This is a genomic window from Streptomyces sp. NPDC090108, from assembly GCF_044747185.1.
GTDB lineage: Bacteria > Actinomycetota > Actinomycetes > Streptomycetales > Streptomycetaceae > Streptomyces.
This window is the reverse complement of record NZ_JBIVDQ010000002.1, coordinates 243,550-259,402: the sequence shown is the minus strand read 5'-3', so window position 1 is coordinate 259,402 and position 15,853 is coordinate 243,550. Positions and strand designations below refer to the sequence as shown.

Here is a 15,853-nt window from a genome sequence, read left to right as displayed (position 1 = left end):
CGGAGCCCCGGCGGAGCCCCGGCGGGGCAGCGGAGTACGGCAACCAGACACAGGGATCGGTGGACACATGCGAATCGGAATCCTCGGCCTCGGCCGCATCGGCGCCTTCCACGCCGAAACGCTCTCCGGACTGGACGTCGTCGAGTCCCTCGTCGTGGCGGACCCGTCCGCGGACGCCGCCAAGGCGGCCGCCGAGCGGTTCGGTGCCGAGGTCGCGGACTCGCCGCAGGCGCTGCTGGCGGCCGGGGTGGACGGCGTGGTCGTCGCGGCGGCCACGGACGCCCACCCGGCGCTGCTCCTGGCCGGTGTCGAGGCGGGCGTGCCGGTGTTCTGCGAGAAGCCCGTCGCCCGCACGATGAGGGAGGGGACCGAGGTCCTGAAGGCCGTGCGGGACAGCGGGGTGGCGGTCCAGATCGGCTACAACCGGCGTTTCGACGCCGGTTTCGCCGCGGCGCGGGACGCCGTCCGGGCGGGCGAGCTGGGCCCGCTGCACACGGTCCGCTCGACGACCCTGGATCCGGCGCCGCCGCCCGCCGCGTACGTCGCCGCGTCCGGGGGCATCTTCCGGGACTGTTCCGTGCACGACTTCGACATCATCCGCTGGGTGACCGGCCGCGAGGTCCGCGAGGTGTACGCGGCCGGCGGCAACCGCGGCGCCGCCTACATCGCCGAGGCCGGCGACGCCGACACGACCGGCGCGGTCCTCACCCTGGACGACGGCACGCTCGCGCTGGTCTCCAGCTCACGTCACAACGCGCGGGGTTACGACGTGCGGATGGAGCTGCACGGCTTCGCCGACTCCATCGCCGTCGGCCTGGACGACAGGCTGCCGCTCCGCTCGGTCGAGCCCGGCGCGACCTTCCCGGCCGGCACCCCGCACGACTTCTTCATGGACCGCTTCACCGCCGCCTACCGCGCCGAACTCGCGGCGTTCACCGAGGTCGTCGCCGGTACGCGGCCGTCCCCCTGCACGGTCGAGGACGCGCTGGAGGCGGGCTGGGTCGCCGAGGCGTGCACCCTGTCGCTGCGCGAGCACCGCCCCGTACCCCTGGCGGAGGTCCGCACGGCCTGACCCGGCGGGCGGTGGCCCGAACCCCGGAACCGGAGCCGGCGCCCAGGACACCGGGACACGGTTCAGCACGGCGAGCCTCGCCCGGATCCGGGACACGGCACAGCCGCGGGCGGCGCCTCAGGCGCGGAGTCCGTCCACGATCAGCCCCATGATGCGCGTCGCCCGCGCCTCCCCGTCACGCGCCGGGTCGATCCGCCACAGCACGCTGAGCTGGAGCAGCACGTCCTCCGGGTCGATGCCGGGCTTGAGCGAGCCGTCGGCCGCGCCGGCGTCCAGCAGCACCCCGATGGCGCGGACGAACGGCCCGTAGAACTCGTCCTCGCGGCCGTTGTCCGTCGCCGCGTGGATGACCTCGGACACGCCGAACTTGAGGCGGCCGTAGCGGGCGACCTCGTCGAACCACAGACGCAGGGCCGTCAGCGGGGGGTGTTCGTCGCTCAGCCGGGGCGCGAGGTCGATGAGGTACTGCAGGTCGGTGCGGTACAGCTCCAGGATCAGCGCCTCGCGGGTCGGGAAGTGCCGGTAGAGCGTGCCGATGCCGACCTCCGCCTTCCTGGCGATCGCGGTGAGGGAGGCGGTGCTCGACGCGGCGATCTCCTCGCGGGCGACGGCGAGGATGCGGGCCCGGTTGTCGCGGGCGTCTTTCCGGGTCGGCTTCGCGGGCTGCGGGTTCACGGCTGAGGCTTCCGTCCAGTCTCCGATTGCTAACCGGAGGCCCCTCCGGTACGTTGGAGGTCATAGCGGAGGGCCCTCCGTTTCCCGCCATTCTGGCACACCTCCCCTTTCCTCACCCTTCTTGCAGGAGGACAGTCATGTCCGAACTCGTGCTGGTGACCGGTGGCACCGGATACATCGGCGGCTGGTGCGTCGCCGAACTGCTGCGGCGCGGTCATCACGTCCGTACGACCGTGCGCTCCCCCGGCCGCGAGCGAGCCGTCACCGAGGCCGTGTCGACGGTGGCCGACCCGGCGGGGCGGCTGAGCTTCGCCGTCGCCGACCTCACCGACGACGCGGGATGGGAAGCCGCGCTCGACGGGGTGGACCGCGTCCTGCACGTGGCCTCACCGCTGGGCGCGACCGCCGCGGGCGATCTTGTGACCCCGGCCCGGGACGGCACCCTGCGCGTGCTGCGCGCCGCGACGGCGGCCGGGGTCGCCCGCGTGGTGATGACCTCGGCGGCGAACGCCGCGAGTCCTTCCTCCTACTCCGCCGAGGGCGTCACCGACGAGACGCTGTGGACCGACCCCGACGATCCGACGCTGATCCCCTACCGCCGCTCCAAGACCCTCGCCGAACGGGCCGCCTGGGACTTCATGGCGCGCCACGACGGACCGACCGAGCTGACCACGGTGCTGCCCGGGGCCGTGTTCGGTCCCGTTCTCGCGACCGACGGCCTGGGGTCGGTCGGCATCGTGGCCCGCATGCTCTCCGGGGCGATGCGCGGCGTCCCGCGGGTCGGCCTGGAGATCGTGGACGTACGGGATCTGGTGGACGTCCACCTGCGGGCCATGACCGCGCCGGCGGCGGCGGGCGAACGCTTCCTGGCCACCGGCGAGTTCATGTGGATGGCGGACATGGCGAAGGTGCTGCGGGACGGGCTCGGCGAGCAGGGCCGGCTCGTCTCCACGCGCCGGATCCCCGATGTCGCCGTACGGCTCGCGGCGCGGTTCGGGGACCGGACACTGCGCGAGATCATCCCGGCGCTGGGCCGGCGCAACCGGCACACGACCGACAAGGCCCACCGGCTGCTCGGCTGGCAGCCGCGGCCCGCGGCCCGGACGGTGCTGGACTGCGCCGAGAGCCTGATCTCCCGCGGCGCGGTTCCCGCCCTCGCGCCTCAGCCGCAGTAACGCACCAGCCACTCGTCCGCGTGGTAGCGGTCGCGCGCGGGGTCAGGCAGCGTCGCGGGCCGGGTCTCCACCGTGTCCTGCGGGCGTATCCGCTCGGGCAGGACGCCGAAACGGGCCCGGCGCAGGTCCGCGGCCCCCTCCCCGGCCGTCCCGGCCGTCGCGTTCACCCCGGCCGCCGCGTCGGCCGCGTCGGCCGCGTCGGCCGCGTCCGTCACGCCCGCCAGGGTCGTTGCGCCCATCACGCGCGCCAAGGCCGTCACGCCCGTCGTGTCCGCGGGGTCCACCGCCGCCACGGCTTTCTCGGGCAGGGCGGCCGAGGTTCCGGACGCCGCCAGCGTCTCGCCGCTCTCCGGGGTCTTCCGGATCTCCGGGATCCTCTCGGGCTCCCGGGCTGCTTCCTCGGCCTGTGCGGACGCCCGCCGGTCCTGCGTACCGTCTGTCATCTCGCCCTCCCGTCACCGCGGGTCTCCCCGTCATCCCTACAACGCCGGCGCCCGTTGCCCGGTTCCCGAGGACACGCCCCTTCACCTCCCCGGTTCCCGCCGATCCGCCCTCCCGCCTCGCCCGATCCCGACGCCCCGCCCCTCCACCTGCCGATTCCCGACGCCCGACCCCCTCACCCCCCGTTCCCGCCGGAGCCGGCCGCGGGGCCGCCGGGGTCCGGCGCGAGCCCTTCGGCTCCAGGCAGGGTGTCCACGTCCACCCCCCGCACCTGCGCCAGCTCGTGCCGGAGAGAGACGAGTTCGGCGCCGCCCGCCATGTGGTTGGTCAGCTGCTCCAGCGTGATCGCGGAGCGCGGGGCGGCCAGTTCGAGGGTGCCGAGACGCAGCACGCTGAAGTGGTCGCCGACCAGAAAGGCGTGGTGCGGGTTGTGGGTGATGAAGACGACGCCGAGGCCCCGGTCGCGGGCGGCGGCGATGTACTTGAGCACGACGCCGGACTGCTTGACGCCGAGCGCGGCGGTCGGCTCGTCCAGGATCAGCACCCGGGCGCCGAAGTGGACCGCCCGCGCGATCGCGACGCACTGGCGCTGGCCGCCGGAGAGCGTGCCGATCGGCTGCTCCAGGTCGTCCAGGACGATGCCCATCTCCCGCAGTTCGCGGTCGGCGGTCTCCTTCATCCGGGCGATGTCCAGGCGGCGGACCGGCCAGGGCCCCTTGGTCAGCTCGGAGCCGAGGAAGAAGTTCCGCCACACCGGCATCAGCGGCACCGTGGCGAGATCCTGGTAGACGGCGGCGATGCCCTTGTCCAGGGCCTCCCGGGGCGTGCCGAAGCGCACCGGGGCGCCGTCCACGAGGAAGTCGCCCTCGGTGTGCCGGTGGAGCCCCGAGATGATCTTGATCAGGGTGGACTTGCCCGCGCCGTTGTCGCCGAGGACGCAGGTCACCCGGTGCGCGTGGACCGCGAGGTCGACGCCGTGCAGGGCCCGGACGTTGCCGTAGGACTTGCCCGCGCCGCGCAGTTCGACGAGCGGGACGTCCTCGGACACCGCGGGGTCGGCGAGGGCGGCGCCGTGGGTTCCGGTTCCGTTGTCGGTCATCGCTTCACCTCCGGGTGGCCGTGCGCTGGACCCACAGATTGATCAGGACGGCGCCGAGCAGCATGACGCCGAGGAAGGCCTTGAACCAGTCGGGGTTCCAGCCGGCGAAGACGATGCCCTGGTTGACCATGCCGAACATGAACGCGCCGAAGACCGGGCCGATCGCCGAGCCGTACCCGCCGGTGAGCAGGCAGCCGCCGATGACGGCCGCGGCGATGTAGATCAGCTCCTGGCCGACGCCCTCGCCCGACTGCACGGTGTTGAACGAGAAGAGGTTGTGCATGCCCATGAACCAGCCGCCGAAGCCGACCAGCGTGAACAGCGTGATCTTGGTGAAGTCCACCGGGACGCCGACGGCACGCGCGCTCTCCTTGCTGCCGCCGACGGCGAAGATCCAGTTGCCGTACCTGGTGCGCAGCAGCACCCAGGTGGCGAGGGCCGCGAAGGCCAGCCAGTAGAAGACCGTGATGTTCACCTGGACGCCGCCGATGTCGACGGTCGAGGCGAAGATCCTTCTGGCCGCGGCGAACCCGTCCATGTCGCTGATGTCGTCGGTGGCGACGTTGTCGGTGACGAGCTTGGTGACGGCGAGGTTGACGCCCTGGAGGATGAGGAACGTGCCGAGGGTGACCAGGAAGCTGGGCAGTCCGGTGCGCACCACCATCCAGCCGTTGAGCGCACCGATCGCGAGGGAGAGGACTAGGGCGACGGCCACGCCGGTCCACACGTTCACGGTCAGCTGGTAGCTGAGCATGCTCGCGGTGAGCGCCGAGGTGATCACGGCGACGCCGGAGGAGAGGTCGAACTCCCCGCCGATCATCAGCAGGGCGACGGGCAGCGCCATGATGCCGATGGTCGAGGACTGGTAGAGGACCGTGGCCATGGAGCTGCCCTGCCGCAGCGAGGGCGCGGCGGCCAGGAAGAACACGAGGACGGCCAGGGCGCCCAGGAAGACGCCCACTTCGGGCCGCGCCAGCAGGCGCAGGACCGGGGGGCGCGGGGCGGTGCGGCCGTCGGCGTCCTTCGGGCCGGGCGCCGGCGGCCCGTCGACCGCGGGCTCCGCCCGCGGGGCCGCAGCCATCACCGGGTGCCGTTCGTGGCGAACTGCGAGACGCGGTCGACGTTGGAACGGTCGACGAAGGCGGGCCCGGTCAGCACCGGCTGCTCGCCGCCGCCGCTGTAGTTGCCGTTGTTCTTGTACAGCCACAGGGAGTCGACCGCCAGGTAGCCCTGGAGGTAGGGCTGCTGGTCCACGGCGAACTGGATGGTGCCCTTCTGGATGGCGCCGGTCAGTTCCTTGTTCAGGTCGAAGGTGGCGACCTTGGCCTTGCCGCCCGCCTCGGCCACCGACTGCACCGCGGTCAGCGCGAAGGGCGCGCCGAGCGTGACGACGTAGTCGATGGCGCTGTCCTGCTTGAGCTTGGCGGTGATCGTGGACTTGACGGACGGCATGTCGGTGCCGTTGACGTACAGCGTCTGCGTCGTGCCGGAGAACGTCTTCTTCACCCCGTCGCAGCGCTGGGTGAGGCCGATGTTTCCCTGCTCCTGGATCACGCAGACGGCCTTCTTGGCGCCCACCTCGTTCAGCTTCTTGCCGAACGCCTCGCCCGCCACGGTCTCGTCCTGCCCGAAGAACTCCAGCAGGCCGAGCTTCTTCCAGTCGCTGACCCCGGAGTTGAGGCCGACCACGGGTATCTTCGCGGCGTTCGCCCTGCCGATCGCGGCCTTCATGGCGTCCGGCTTGGCGAGGGTGAGGGCGATGCCGTCCACCTTCTGGTCGACCGCGTTCTGCACCAGGCCGGCCTGGTTGCCGGCGTTCGGGTCGTGGGAGTAGACGAGCTTGACGTTGTCCTTGGCGGCGGCGGCCTCGGCGCCCTTGCGGACGATGTCCCAGAAGGTGTCGCCCTGCGACTGGTGGGTCACCAGCGCGATCGTCATCCGGGGAGTGCCGGCCTTGCCCGCCGAGGCGCCCGGCCCTCCCTCCTCGGCCTTCTTCCCGCCGGAGCCGCTGGAGCAGCCGGCGAGGGTGAGGGCTGCCGCGGCGGCCACGGCGACGAGAGCGGCCGGCCGGCGGGAACGGGAGCGAGAAGAGCGGTCCATCTTGCGTGCACCTCACTGCGCTACGGGGAAGGAACGCTGTTGCGTCGGCACGCGATCAAAGTGCCTGCCGGGGCCACTGTCAATACTTTGTCAAGACATTATTGCAAAGCAGGACGGGACATAAGCGTCCACAAAGCGTCGAAGGGCCGCAGATCGGCGATCACTTCCGGCGCCATCATGCCGCACCAACGGGCCTGTACAACAAGGGATTTGACCTGTCGGCCCGCAAGCGGACCCGAGGCCGCCGGCACGTCCCGGGCAGCGGTCCGGCCAGTCCCGAGCCGCGGTCGGGCCGACGCCGAGCCCCGGTCCGGCCGGTGCCGGGTTCCGGGCGTCCCCGACGCCTCCCAGACCCCGGACTCCCGCCGCGCCGCCGATTCCGCTGAGCGACCCTCCGGACACCGACCGCAATTCCTCCTCGACCTCCCCCCATTGCCGAAACGTTTTTCCATGATCGGGCGCCCTTTACGACACAAGAAACGGCGATTTGGCACCGGGGTGTCGCATAACGGACCATGGGCTGGTCCCGGCCATCCCGGGACTCACCCCGCCCACTGAGAGGTATCGCCACGCATGCAAGCCACCGGGACCGCCCCCCAGACGGCTCCGGCGCCCCCGAGCGCCCCCCACGTTCCCGGTGAGGACCTGCACGGCAACACCGGAAAGCATGCCCGCAGCTTCGGGCTGCCCGTCGCCACCGCCCTGGTGATGGGCAACATCATCGGCGGAGGCATCTTCCTGCTCCCGGCGTCCGTCGCCCCCTTCGGCACGGTCAGCCTGGTCGCCTTCGGCGTCCTGACCGTGGGCGCCATCGCCCTCGCCCTGGTCTTCGGCCGCCTCGCCGAGCGCAACCCGGCGACCGGCGGCCCCTACGTCTACGCCCGCGAGGCCTTCGGCGACTTCGCCGGCTTCCTCACGGCGTGGTCGTACTGGATCACCACCTGGGTCTCGAACGCGGCGCTCGCCGTCGCCGCCGTCGGCTACCTCGACGTGCTGATACCGGTCAGCGGCCACCGCTGGACCGCGTGCCTGGCGGCGCTGGTCATCCTGTGGCTGCCCGCCCTCTCCAACTTCGCCGGCACCCGGTACGTGGGCGCCGTGCAGCTCGTCTCCACCGTGCTGAAGTTCGCCCCGCTGCTCCTCGTGGCGATCGGCGGCCTGTTCTTCTTCGACCCGCACAAGCTCGGCCCCTTCCACACGGGCGGCGGCAGCACCCTGAGCGCGGTGTCCGCCTCGGCCGCACTGCTGCTCTTCTCCTACCTCGGTGTGGAGTCCGCCGCGGTGAGCGCGGGCGAGGTCGAGAACCCCCGGCGCAACGTGGGACGCGCCACGGTGATCGGCACCGCCGGTGCCGCGCTCGTCTACCTGCTCGGCACCCTGTCGGTCTTCGGCACGGTCGCGCACAACCACCTGGTCAAGTCCACCGCGCCCTTCTCGGACGCCGTGAACGCCATGTTCGGCGGCACCTGGGGCGGCTGGGCCGTCGCGCTCGCCGCACTGGTGTCGATGGTGGGCTGCCTCAACGGGTGGACCCTGCTCAGCGCGCAGACGCCGTACGCCGCCGCGCAGGACGGTCTGTTCCCGGCCGCCTTCGGGCGCCGCCGTCGCGGTGTGCCGACCGTCGGCGTCGTCGTCACGAGCGTCCTGGCCTCGCTGCTGACCGTCTACAACTACATGTCGGGCTCCGGCAAGGTCTTCGAGTCCCTGATCCTCATCACCACGTTCACCGCCACCGTGCCGTACCTGCTGGCCGCCGCCGCGCAGCTGTTCCACCTGATCAGCGGGCGCCGCGACAAGGTCGCCCCGGGCCGGCTGGTGCGCGACCTGGTGATCGCGGGCGTCGCCGCCGCCTTCTCCGTCTGGCTCGTCGCCGGCGCCGGCTACGCGGCGGTGTACCAGGGCGTGCTGTTCCTCTTCGTCGGGATCATCCTCTTCGCGGTGATGGCGGGACGGCGGCAGCGCAGCACCGCGTGACCTGCGGCCACCGGCCCCGGGAACGGGGCGGTGGCACGGGACCGCGCGGAAGCCGCGCCAGACGACCACGCAACACGGACATCTTCCAGGGGCCGTGCCGGACGAGATCCGGCACGGCCCCTCGTCGTCGTGCCCGTCCCCGCCGAAACCGGCCGCCCCCGCCCGCCGCACTTCGCCGTACCCCGCCGTTCCCGCCGAAACCGGCCGCCCCCGCCCGCCGTACTTCGCCGTACCCCGCCGTTCCCGGCCGCGACCGGGGCCCGGTCGCCCGAACGGCTCAACGCGGCCGCGCCGGAGGAGGCGAGTCCGCGTCGCCGGTGTGAACGTGGTGGAAGGCATGGGCGACGCGCGTACCGATCCGAGGAGGCCGGATGTCGGAGGGCTTGGTGGAGGACGGCGACACGGTCCGTGCCGTCGCCGTCGCGCAGGACGCCCCGCGAGCCGCCGGGAGGCCGGAGCCCGCTCCGGCCTCCCCTGGCTTCGAGCAGATGGGCGCCGTCGCCGACGCCGTCCTCTACGAGGGCTACCTGCTCTACCCCTACCGCCGGTCGTCGGCCAAGAACCGCGTCCGCTGGCAGTTCGGGGTGCTCTTCCCCCGGGACTGGGTGGAACAGTCCGGTCCGGTCGCCGCGGGCGTCTCGGGTTCGGCGGACTCCTGGTACCAGCGGACCGAGTGCCTGCTGCGGGTACGACGGCCCGGCGCGGTCGTCCGCGTGCGGGTGCGCCACCTGCAGATGCAGCACAAGCAGGTCGAGGAGACCGGCCGGGACGGAAGTCCGCGGCCGGTGGCGTCGCTGCGCGCGGACGACGGCACGACGCATCTGAGCTTCGACGAGGCGGTGCCCCGTGAGGCCGGCCTCACCGTCCCGCTGGAGGATCTGCTGCGCCGCGAGCACACGCTCGACGTCGGAGCCCCGGCCGGCGAGGACACCGAGCCGCTGCCCGGCGGGGCCGGGCGGGTGGTGCGCCGGCGTGCGGAGGTGCGGGCCCGCGCCACGGTCACGGCCGAGCGGCTGTCCGACGGCGTCTGCAGGCTCCGGGTGCGCACGGAGCACACGGGACCCCCGCCGGAGCCGGCCACCCCGCGGGACGAGGCGCTGCGCGGCGCGCTCATCGCGACGCACACCCTGCTCGCCGGCGAGGGCGTGGAGTTCGTCTCCCTGATCGACCCGCCCGCCGCGCTGGTCGAGGAGACCCGCGCCTGCCGGAACGAGTTCACCTTCCCCGTCCTGGGCGGACCGCCCCCCGCCGAGCCGGAGCGCGCCGAGGGCGCGGGGAGCACCTCCGGCGACGCCGGGGACGGGCTGACGGCGGACCTGCTGCTCTCCGCGCCGATCATCCTGCCCGATCACCCGCAGGTGGCACCGGAGAGTCCGGGCGATCTGCACGACGCCGGGGAGATCGACGAGATCCTCACCCTGCGCACGATGCTGCTGACCGACGAGGAGAAGCGCGAGGCGCGCGCGACCGACCCGCGTGCCGCCGCGATCCTCGACCGGGTCGACACGATGCCGCGGGAGGTCTTCGAACGGCTGCACGGTGCCGTCCGCTCCCTGACCCCGTCCGCCCCGGCAGCCCCGACAGCCGCCTCCGCCGAACCGGCAGCCCCGGCGACACAGGCGGCACAAGCCGCACAGGCCGACCCCGGCAGCCCCGACGGCCCCGACGGCCCCGGCACCGCGACGCGCCTCACCGTCCCACCCCGCCTCGCCGGTCTGACCGGCCCCATGGATCTCACCGGCCCCACCGGCGACATGGACCTCACCGGGCGCACGGACCTCACCGGCCCGCCGCTCCCCGCATCCCTCGCAGGCGGCCCAGGCGCCCCGCCTCCCACCGGCGACCCCGGCGACCCCGCCGACCCCGCCGACCCGGCCCTCGGCCGTCCGGCCTGGTGGCAGGAGGGCGGGGACGACGGGCTGTCCCCGGCCACCGACACCGTGCTCGTCGACGGCACGCGCGTCGGCAACGGCAGCCGCGTGCGGATGCGGCCGCGGGGCCGGGGCTCCGACGCGCAGGACATGTTCCTGGCCGGCCGGAGCGCCCGGGTGGCCGCCGTCTTCCACGACGTGGACGGCAGCACCCATGTCGCCGTCACCGTCGACGACGACCCGGCGGCCGAGCTGCACACCTGGTACGGCCGCTTCCACTACTTCCGGCCCGACGAACTCGAACCCCTCGAGCCCGCCGGAGCGCCGGACGAGCCGTAGACCCCGGCTCTCCCGCGACACCCGCACCACTCCCCCACCCCCTGCAGCGGAGGCCGAGGACATGACCAGTCACAGCGGCACCAACGGCACCAGCGGCACCACCGATGCCGGAGTCACTCCCGGAATCGCCGAGGAGAGGTGGGGCTTCGACGAGATCTACATCCTCTGGATCTCGGAGGGCATGAGCTGCGACGGCGACACCGTCTCCCTGACGGCCGCCGACCAGCCCTCCCTCGAGGACGTCATACTCGGCCTGATCCCGGGCCTGCCGAGGGTCAACCTGGTCAACAAGGTCCTCTCCCCGAGCCTGGGCGGCGAGGACTTCCTCGCCCCCTACCGGGCGGCGGCGCGCGGTGAGCTCGGTGCCCCGTTCATCCTCGTCATCGAGGGCTCGGTGCCCAACCAGAACGTGATCGAGGGCGACGGCTACTGGACCTCCTTCGGCAACGACCCCGAGACCGGTCAGCCGGAGACCCTCAACACCTGGATCGACAAGCTCGCCCCCAAGGCCTGGGCGGTGGTCGCGGCGGGCACCTGCGCCACCTTCGGCGGCATCCACGCGATGGCCGGCAACCCGACCGGATGCATGGGGCTCGCGGACTACCTGGGCTGGGACTTCACCGCGGAGAGCGGCCTGCCAGTGGTGAACGTGCCCGGCTGCCCGATCCAGCCCGAGAACTTCATGGAGACCCTGATCTGGGTCCTCCAGCACGCGGCCGGCTCCGCTCCCCCGCCGCCGCTGGACCACATGCTGCGCCCGCAGTGGCTCTTCGGCAAGACGGTCCACGAGGGCTGCGACCGCGGCTCGTACTACGAGCAGGGCAGCTTCGCGACGGACTACAACTCCCCCAAGTGCCTGGTCAAGACCGGCTGCTGGGGTCCGGTCGTGAACTGCAACGTGCCCAAGCGCGGCTGGATGGCCGGCATCGGAGGCTGCCCGAACGTCGGCGGCATCTGCATCGGCTGCACCATGCCCGCCTTCCCCGACGCGTTCATGCCGTTCATGGACGAACCGCCCGGCGCCACGCTGTCGACGCTGTTCGTCAAGCCGTACGGGGCGGTCATCCGCAGGCTGCGCGGCTTCACGAACGACATGGTCAACCACGAGACCAAGTGGCGCCACAAGGGCCGCAAGCTCACCACCGGCTACGACCCGTACTGGCGCGCCTGACCGGCACGCGATCCCCCCACCCGCAGCACGCCGACTCCGAACCGAGAGGCTGTAGACACCGATGACCACAACCGAGGCCGGGCGCAAGGGACGCAAACCCCAGCAGCTCGTGGACATGTCCTGGGACCCGATCACCCGCATCATCGGCAACCTGGGCATCTACACGAAGATCGACTTCGCCAACCGGGAAGTCGTGGAATGCCACAGCACCTCGTCGCTGTTCCGCGGCTACTCGGTGTTCATGCGGGGCAAGGACCCGCGCGACGCGGGCTTCATCACCTCCCGCATCTGCGGCATCTGCGGTGACAACCACACCACGTGCTCCGACTACGCCCAGCAGATGGCGTACGGCGTGAAGCCGCCCCGGCTGGCCGAGCACATCGTGAACCTCGGCGAGGCGGCCGAGTACATGTTCGACCACACGATCTTCCAGGACAACCTGGTGTTCGTGGACTTCTGCGAGGCCATGGTCAAGGCGACCAACCCGGGCGTGCTGGCCCGCGCCGAGCGCACCGACGCGCCCCGCGGCGACATCCACGGCTACCGGACGATCGCCGACATCATGAAGGCCTTCAACCCCTTCGAGGGCGAGGTCTACAAGGAGGCCCTGAAGATCAGCCGGGTCACCCGGGAGATGTTCTGCCTGATGGAGGGGCGGCACGTCCACCCGTCCACGCTCTACCCGGGCGGCGTGGGCACGATGCCGACCCCGGCCGTCTTCACCGACTACCTCAGCCGGCTGATGCGGGTCATCGACTTCGTGAAGAAGGCCGTCGCCATGAACGACGACGTCTTCGACTTCTTCTACGAGGCGCTGCCCGGCTACGAGGAGGTCGGCAAGCGCCGCATCCTGCTGGGCTGCTGGGGCGCCTGGCAGGACCCGGCGGTCTGCGACTACCGCTACGAGACGATGAACGAGTGGGGCAAGGCGATGTACGTCACCCCCGGCATCGTCGTCGACGGCAAGCTGGTCACCAACGACCTGGTCGACATCAACCTCGGCATCCGCATCATGCTGGGCAGCTCGTACTACGAGGACTGGGTGAACGAGCAGCCGTTCGTCACCCACGACCCGCTGGGCAACCCGGTCGACATGCGGCACCCGTGGAACCAGACCACCATCCCCATGCCGCAGAAGCGGAACTTCGACGACAAGTACACGTGGGTGATGAGCCCGCGCTGGTTCGACAAGCGGACCGGCGACCACCTCGCGCTCGACACCGGCGGCGGCCCCCTCGCCCGGCTCTGGTCGACCGCGCTGAGCGGCCTGGTCGACACCCCGTACATCAAGGCGACCGGCAACAGCGTGCGCATCTCCCTGCCGGCGGGCGAGACGCTGCCGGAGACCACGCTGGAGTGGAAGATCCCGAAGTGGAGCAACACCCTCGAACGGGACCGCGCCCGGCCGTACTTCGTGGCCTACGCGGCCGCCATGGCCCTGCAGTTCCTGGAGGAGGCCATGGGTCTGGTGCGGGCCGGCGAGACCAAGGTGTTCGAGGACTTCGAGGTACCCGACGAGGCGATCGGCTGCGGCTTCCACGAGGCGGTCCGCGGTGTCCTCTCCCACCACCTGGTGATCAAGGACAAGAAGATCGCCAACTACCACCCGTACCCGCCGACGCCGTGGAACGCGAGCCCTCGCGACAAGTTCGGCACCCCGGGGCCGTACGAGGACGCGGTGCAGGGCCAGCCCATCTTCGAGGAGAACGGGCCGGACGACTTCAAGGGCGTCGACATCATGCGCACGGTCCGCAGCTTCGACCCGTGTCTGCCCTGCGGTGTGCACATGTACGTCGGCAAGGGCAAGACGCTGACGACCCTGCACTCGCCGACCTACGGCGCGAACCATGGCTGAGGCGGCGGCGGAGACGCGGACCGCGGGCGGCGCGGCGGGCGAGGCCGCGGCCGGGGCGCCGGTCCGGCTGCCGGACCCCGCCGTGGAGGCCCGGCTCGCCCGGCTCGACGAAGTGCTGGCCGGGCTGGAGTCCACGCCCGGCCCGGCCACCCGTTCCGCGGTCGAGGCGGTACGGCTGCTGACCGAGGTCTACGGCGAGGCACTCGCCCGCGTGATGGACCACGCGGACGGACGGCTCGCCGGGCACCTGGCCGGCGACGAACTGCTGGCGCACCTGTTCGTGCTGCACGACGTCCATCCGGAACCGGTGGAGCGCCGGGCCGCCCGCGCCGTCGAACGGCTGCGGCCCGCCGTGCGCGAACGCGGCGGGGACGTCGAGTGGGCCGGTGCGGAGGGCGGAGTCGGCCGGATCCGGCTGACGGCGGCCTCCGGCTGCGGCTCCGGGTGCGGCGCGGGCGGCGGCTCGGGCGGCGGTGCGGCCGAGGTCGCCGACGCGGTCCGGGAGGCCGTGCTCGCGGTGGCGCCGGAGCTGACGTCGGTGGAGGTGCTGCCGGCCTCCCCTGCCGGGCGCGCCGCCCCGGCGTTCGTGCCGCTGGCCACCCTCACGCTCCGGGGTGCGCGGTGAGCACGGACGGCGCGCTGGCCCGCCTCATCCGCTCCTCGGCCGACGGTTCGGCGGCGGCCGCGGCGGAGGTGTGCGAGCTGTGCGCCACGCCGGTGCCCGGCGAGCACCGCCATCTGTACGACCGCACCGACGCCGAGGTGCGCTGCGTCTGCGGCCCCTGCTCGGTGCTCTTCGGCGACGAGGCCGCGGGCGAGGGACGCTACCGGCTGGTGCCCCGGCGCCGGGTCCGGCTCCCCCGGGTCGACACCGAGATCCTGGGGGTGCCGGTCGGGCTGGTGTTCTTCGTGCCGCGGGACGACGGCACGGTCACCGCCGAGGGCCCGAGCCCGGCCGGCGCCATGCGGTGGGAGGTGGACGCGGCGGCCTGGCGGCAGCTGACCGAGTCGTTTCCGCGGCTCGCCTCCGTGGCACCCGACGTGGAGGCGCTGCTGGTGAACACCGTCCACGGCCAGGACCACCACTGGATCGTGCCGGTGGACGACTGCTACCGCATGGTCGCGGTCGTGCGCCGGGAATGGCGGGGCCTGTCCGGCGGCGGACAGGTCTGGCCGGCCGTGGAACGGTTCTTCGAGGACCTCACCGAACGGTCGTGAACACGTCCTCCGCGGCGCGGAGGCGGCAACCGGCGACAGCCGGCGACGAAGGGAGACCACCTCATGGGCAACATCAGAGTCGGCCGGCCCCAGGTGAAGCCCGACACGCCCACGCATGTGTGCGGGACGCACGAGGGCAACCAGGGACCGTACGAGGCACAGCCCGGACACTACGAGGACGGCACCGCGGACGCCCGCCGCTCGACCGGGATCAGCCCGCACCGGCATGACGCTCTTCTGGAGATCATGCCGAACATCCCACCGGGATGACGGAAGCAGGAGGGAGTCACCGCAGATGAGGGACCACCGAGGCAGACGATCAGCGGACGCTTGCACGGGAGCCGGGACGATGACGGGACGACGGGTACTGAGGGCGCAGGCCCTGATCGTGGGGGTGCTCGCGACCGCACTGGTCGTCCGGTCGCTCCCGAGCCTGGTGCGTGAGCTGCGGATCCGCCGGATGACCGGCGGGTGCGTCGCCGCCCGCCGGTACCCGTGAGCCGGCCGTGCACGAACTGTCGGTCGCGACCGCGATCATCGAGCAGGCCGGCGCACGGGCCCGGGCCGAGGGGACGGCGGCCGTCTCGGCGGTGACCGTCCGGGTCGGCGAGCTGTCGGGGGTCGTCCCCGACGCCCTGGACTTCGCCTTCGAGGTCGCCCGCGAGGGCACCGCGCTGGCCGGGGCCCGGCTCGTGGTCGAGCAGGTCACCGCCCACGCGTGGTGCGGGGCGTGCGCCGAGGAGTTCGCGGTGGGCATGCCCCCGTTCTTCTGGTGTCCGCGCTGCGACCAGCCGTCCAACGACCTGCGCAGCGGCCGCGAGCTGGAGATCACCGGGATCGAGCCCCTGCCCGCGCCGGCCTGA

16 protein-coding genes are annotated in these 15,853 nt (G+C 72.4%); 11 read left to right on the top strand and 5 right to left on the bottom strand.

All coding sequences use genetic code 11. The features are described from left to right. Positions 1-67 precede the first annotated feature (67 nt). Positions 68-1,072, top strand: coding sequence for a Gfo/Idh/MocA family oxidoreductase (locus tag ACIPRD_RS06505; RefSeq protein ID WP_356408729.1), 1,005 nt, complete (start codon positions 68-70; stop codon positions 1,070-1,072). A 117-nt stretch (positions 1,073-1,189) separates the two neighbouring features. Here ACIPRD_RS06505 and ACIPRD_RS06500 read toward each other — a convergent pair whose 3' ends face one another. Continuing rightward, positions 1,190-1,747 (bottom strand): TetR/AcrR family transcriptional regulator, encoded by a 558-nt coding sequence (locus ACIPRD_RS06500; RefSeq protein WP_401560480.1) that lies wholly within the window; start codon positions 1,745-1,747, stop codon positions 1,190-1,192. 137 nt (positions 1,748-1,884) lie between these two features. On the opposite strand from ACIPRD_RS06500, the gene ACIPRD_RS06495 reads away from it, so the two are divergent. Next, a complete protein-coding gene (locus tag ACIPRD_RS06495; protein ID WP_356408735.1) occupies positions 1,885-2,922 on the top strand; it encodes an NAD-dependent epimerase/dehydratase family protein in 1,038 nt (345 codons plus the stop codon). On the opposite strand, the gene ACIPRD_RS06490 is transcribed toward ACIPRD_RS06495, so the two are convergent. The 4 genes from ACIPRD_RS06490 to ACIPRD_RS06475 all read right to left on the bottom strand — a co-directional run bounded on the left by ACIPRD_RS06490 (position 2,910) and on the right by ACIPRD_RS06475 (position 6,562). Then, positions 2,910-3,365 carry a hypothetical protein gene (locus tag ACIPRD_RS06490; RefSeq protein ID WP_401560477.1) on the bottom strand — a complete coding sequence of 152 codons (456 nt, stop codon included), beginning with the start codon at positions 3,363-3,365 and terminating at the stop codon, positions 2,910-2,912. The genes ACIPRD_RS06495 and ACIPRD_RS06490 overlap by 13 nt on opposite strands. Before the next feature lie 173 nt (positions 3,366-3,538). Further along, positions 3,539-4,462: an ATP-binding cassette domain-containing protein gene (locus ACIPRD_RS06485; RefSeq protein WP_401560475.1), complete on the bottom strand. Its 924-nt coding sequence runs from the start codon at positions 4,460-4,462 to the stop codon at positions 3,539-3,541. Between the two features lie 4 nt (positions 4,463-4,466). Beyond that, complete coding sequence (locus ACIPRD_RS06480) at positions 4,467-5,543, bottom strand: ABC transporter permease (RefSeq protein ID WP_401560472.1); 1,077 nt, start codon at positions 5,541-5,543, stop codon at positions 4,467-4,469. Then, complete coding sequence (locus ACIPRD_RS06475; RefSeq protein WP_401560469.1) at positions 5,543-6,562, bottom strand: sugar ABC transporter substrate-binding protein; 1,020 nt, start codon at positions 6,560-6,562, stop codon at positions 5,543-5,545. Before ACIPRD_RS06475 ends, ACIPRD_RS06480 begins: the two co-directional genes overlap by 1 nt. A gap of 573 nt (positions 6,563-7,135) precedes the next feature. Between ACIPRD_RS06475 and ACIPRD_RS06470 the strand changes: the two genes are divergently transcribed. From ACIPRD_RS06470 to hypA, 9 genes are all read left to right on the top strand, one after another. Then, on the top strand, positions 7,136-8,536 hold the full coding sequence (locus ACIPRD_RS06470) for an amino acid permease (RefSeq protein ID WP_356408748.1): 1,401 nt from the start codon (positions 7,136-7,138) through the stop codon (positions 8,534-8,536). Between the two features lie 371 nt (positions 8,537-8,907). After that, positions 8,908-10,746, top strand: coding sequence for a hypothetical protein (locus ACIPRD_RS06465; protein ID WP_401560466.1), 1,839 nt, complete (start codon positions 8,908-8,910; stop codon positions 10,744-10,746). A 61-nt stretch (positions 10,747-10,807) separates the two neighbouring features. Further along, positions 10,808-11,917, top strand: coding sequence for a hydrogenase expression protein HypE (locus ACIPRD_RS06460; RefSeq protein ID WP_401560464.1), 1,110 nt, complete (start codon positions 10,808-10,810; stop codon positions 11,915-11,917). Between the two features lie 61 nt (positions 11,918-11,978). Next, positions 11,979-13,772 (top strand): nickel-dependent hydrogenase large subunit, encoded by a 1,794-nt coding sequence (locus ACIPRD_RS06455; RefSeq protein ID WP_356408757.1) that lies wholly within the window; start codon positions 11,979-11,981, stop codon positions 13,770-13,772. Next, positions 13,765-14,397, top strand: a complete 633-nt coding sequence (locus ACIPRD_RS06450) for a NifU family protein (protein WP_401560461.1) — start codon at positions 13,765-13,767, stop codon at positions 14,395-14,397. The genes ACIPRD_RS06455 and ACIPRD_RS06450 overlap by 8 nt, the downstream gene beginning before the upstream one ends. Further along, on the top strand, positions 14,394-14,990 hold the full coding sequence (locus tag ACIPRD_RS06445) for a DUF5947 family protein (protein WP_401560458.1): 597 nt from the start codon (positions 14,394-14,396) through the stop codon (positions 14,988-14,990). The genes ACIPRD_RS06450 and ACIPRD_RS06445 overlap by 4 nt, the downstream gene beginning before the upstream one ends. Before the next feature lie 63 nt (positions 14,991-15,053). Then, entirely contained in the window at positions 15,054-15,260 is a 207-nt protein-coding gene (locus tag ACIPRD_RS06440) for a hypothetical protein (RefSeq protein ID WP_356408765.1), read from the top strand. A gap of 79 nt (positions 15,261-15,339) precedes the next feature. After that, the gene (locus ACIPRD_RS06435; RefSeq protein ID WP_356408768.1) at positions 15,340-15,489 is read left to right on the top strand and encodes a hypothetical protein; all 150 of its coding nucleotides are present in this window, start codon (positions 15,340-15,342) and stop codon (positions 15,487-15,489) included. Between the two features lie 7 nt (positions 15,490-15,496). Continuing rightward, positions 15,497-15,853, top strand: a complete 357-nt coding sequence (hypA, locus tag ACIPRD_RS06430) for a hydrogenase maturation nickel metallochaperone HypA (RefSeq protein WP_356408771.1) — start codon at positions 15,497-15,499, stop codon at positions 15,851-15,853.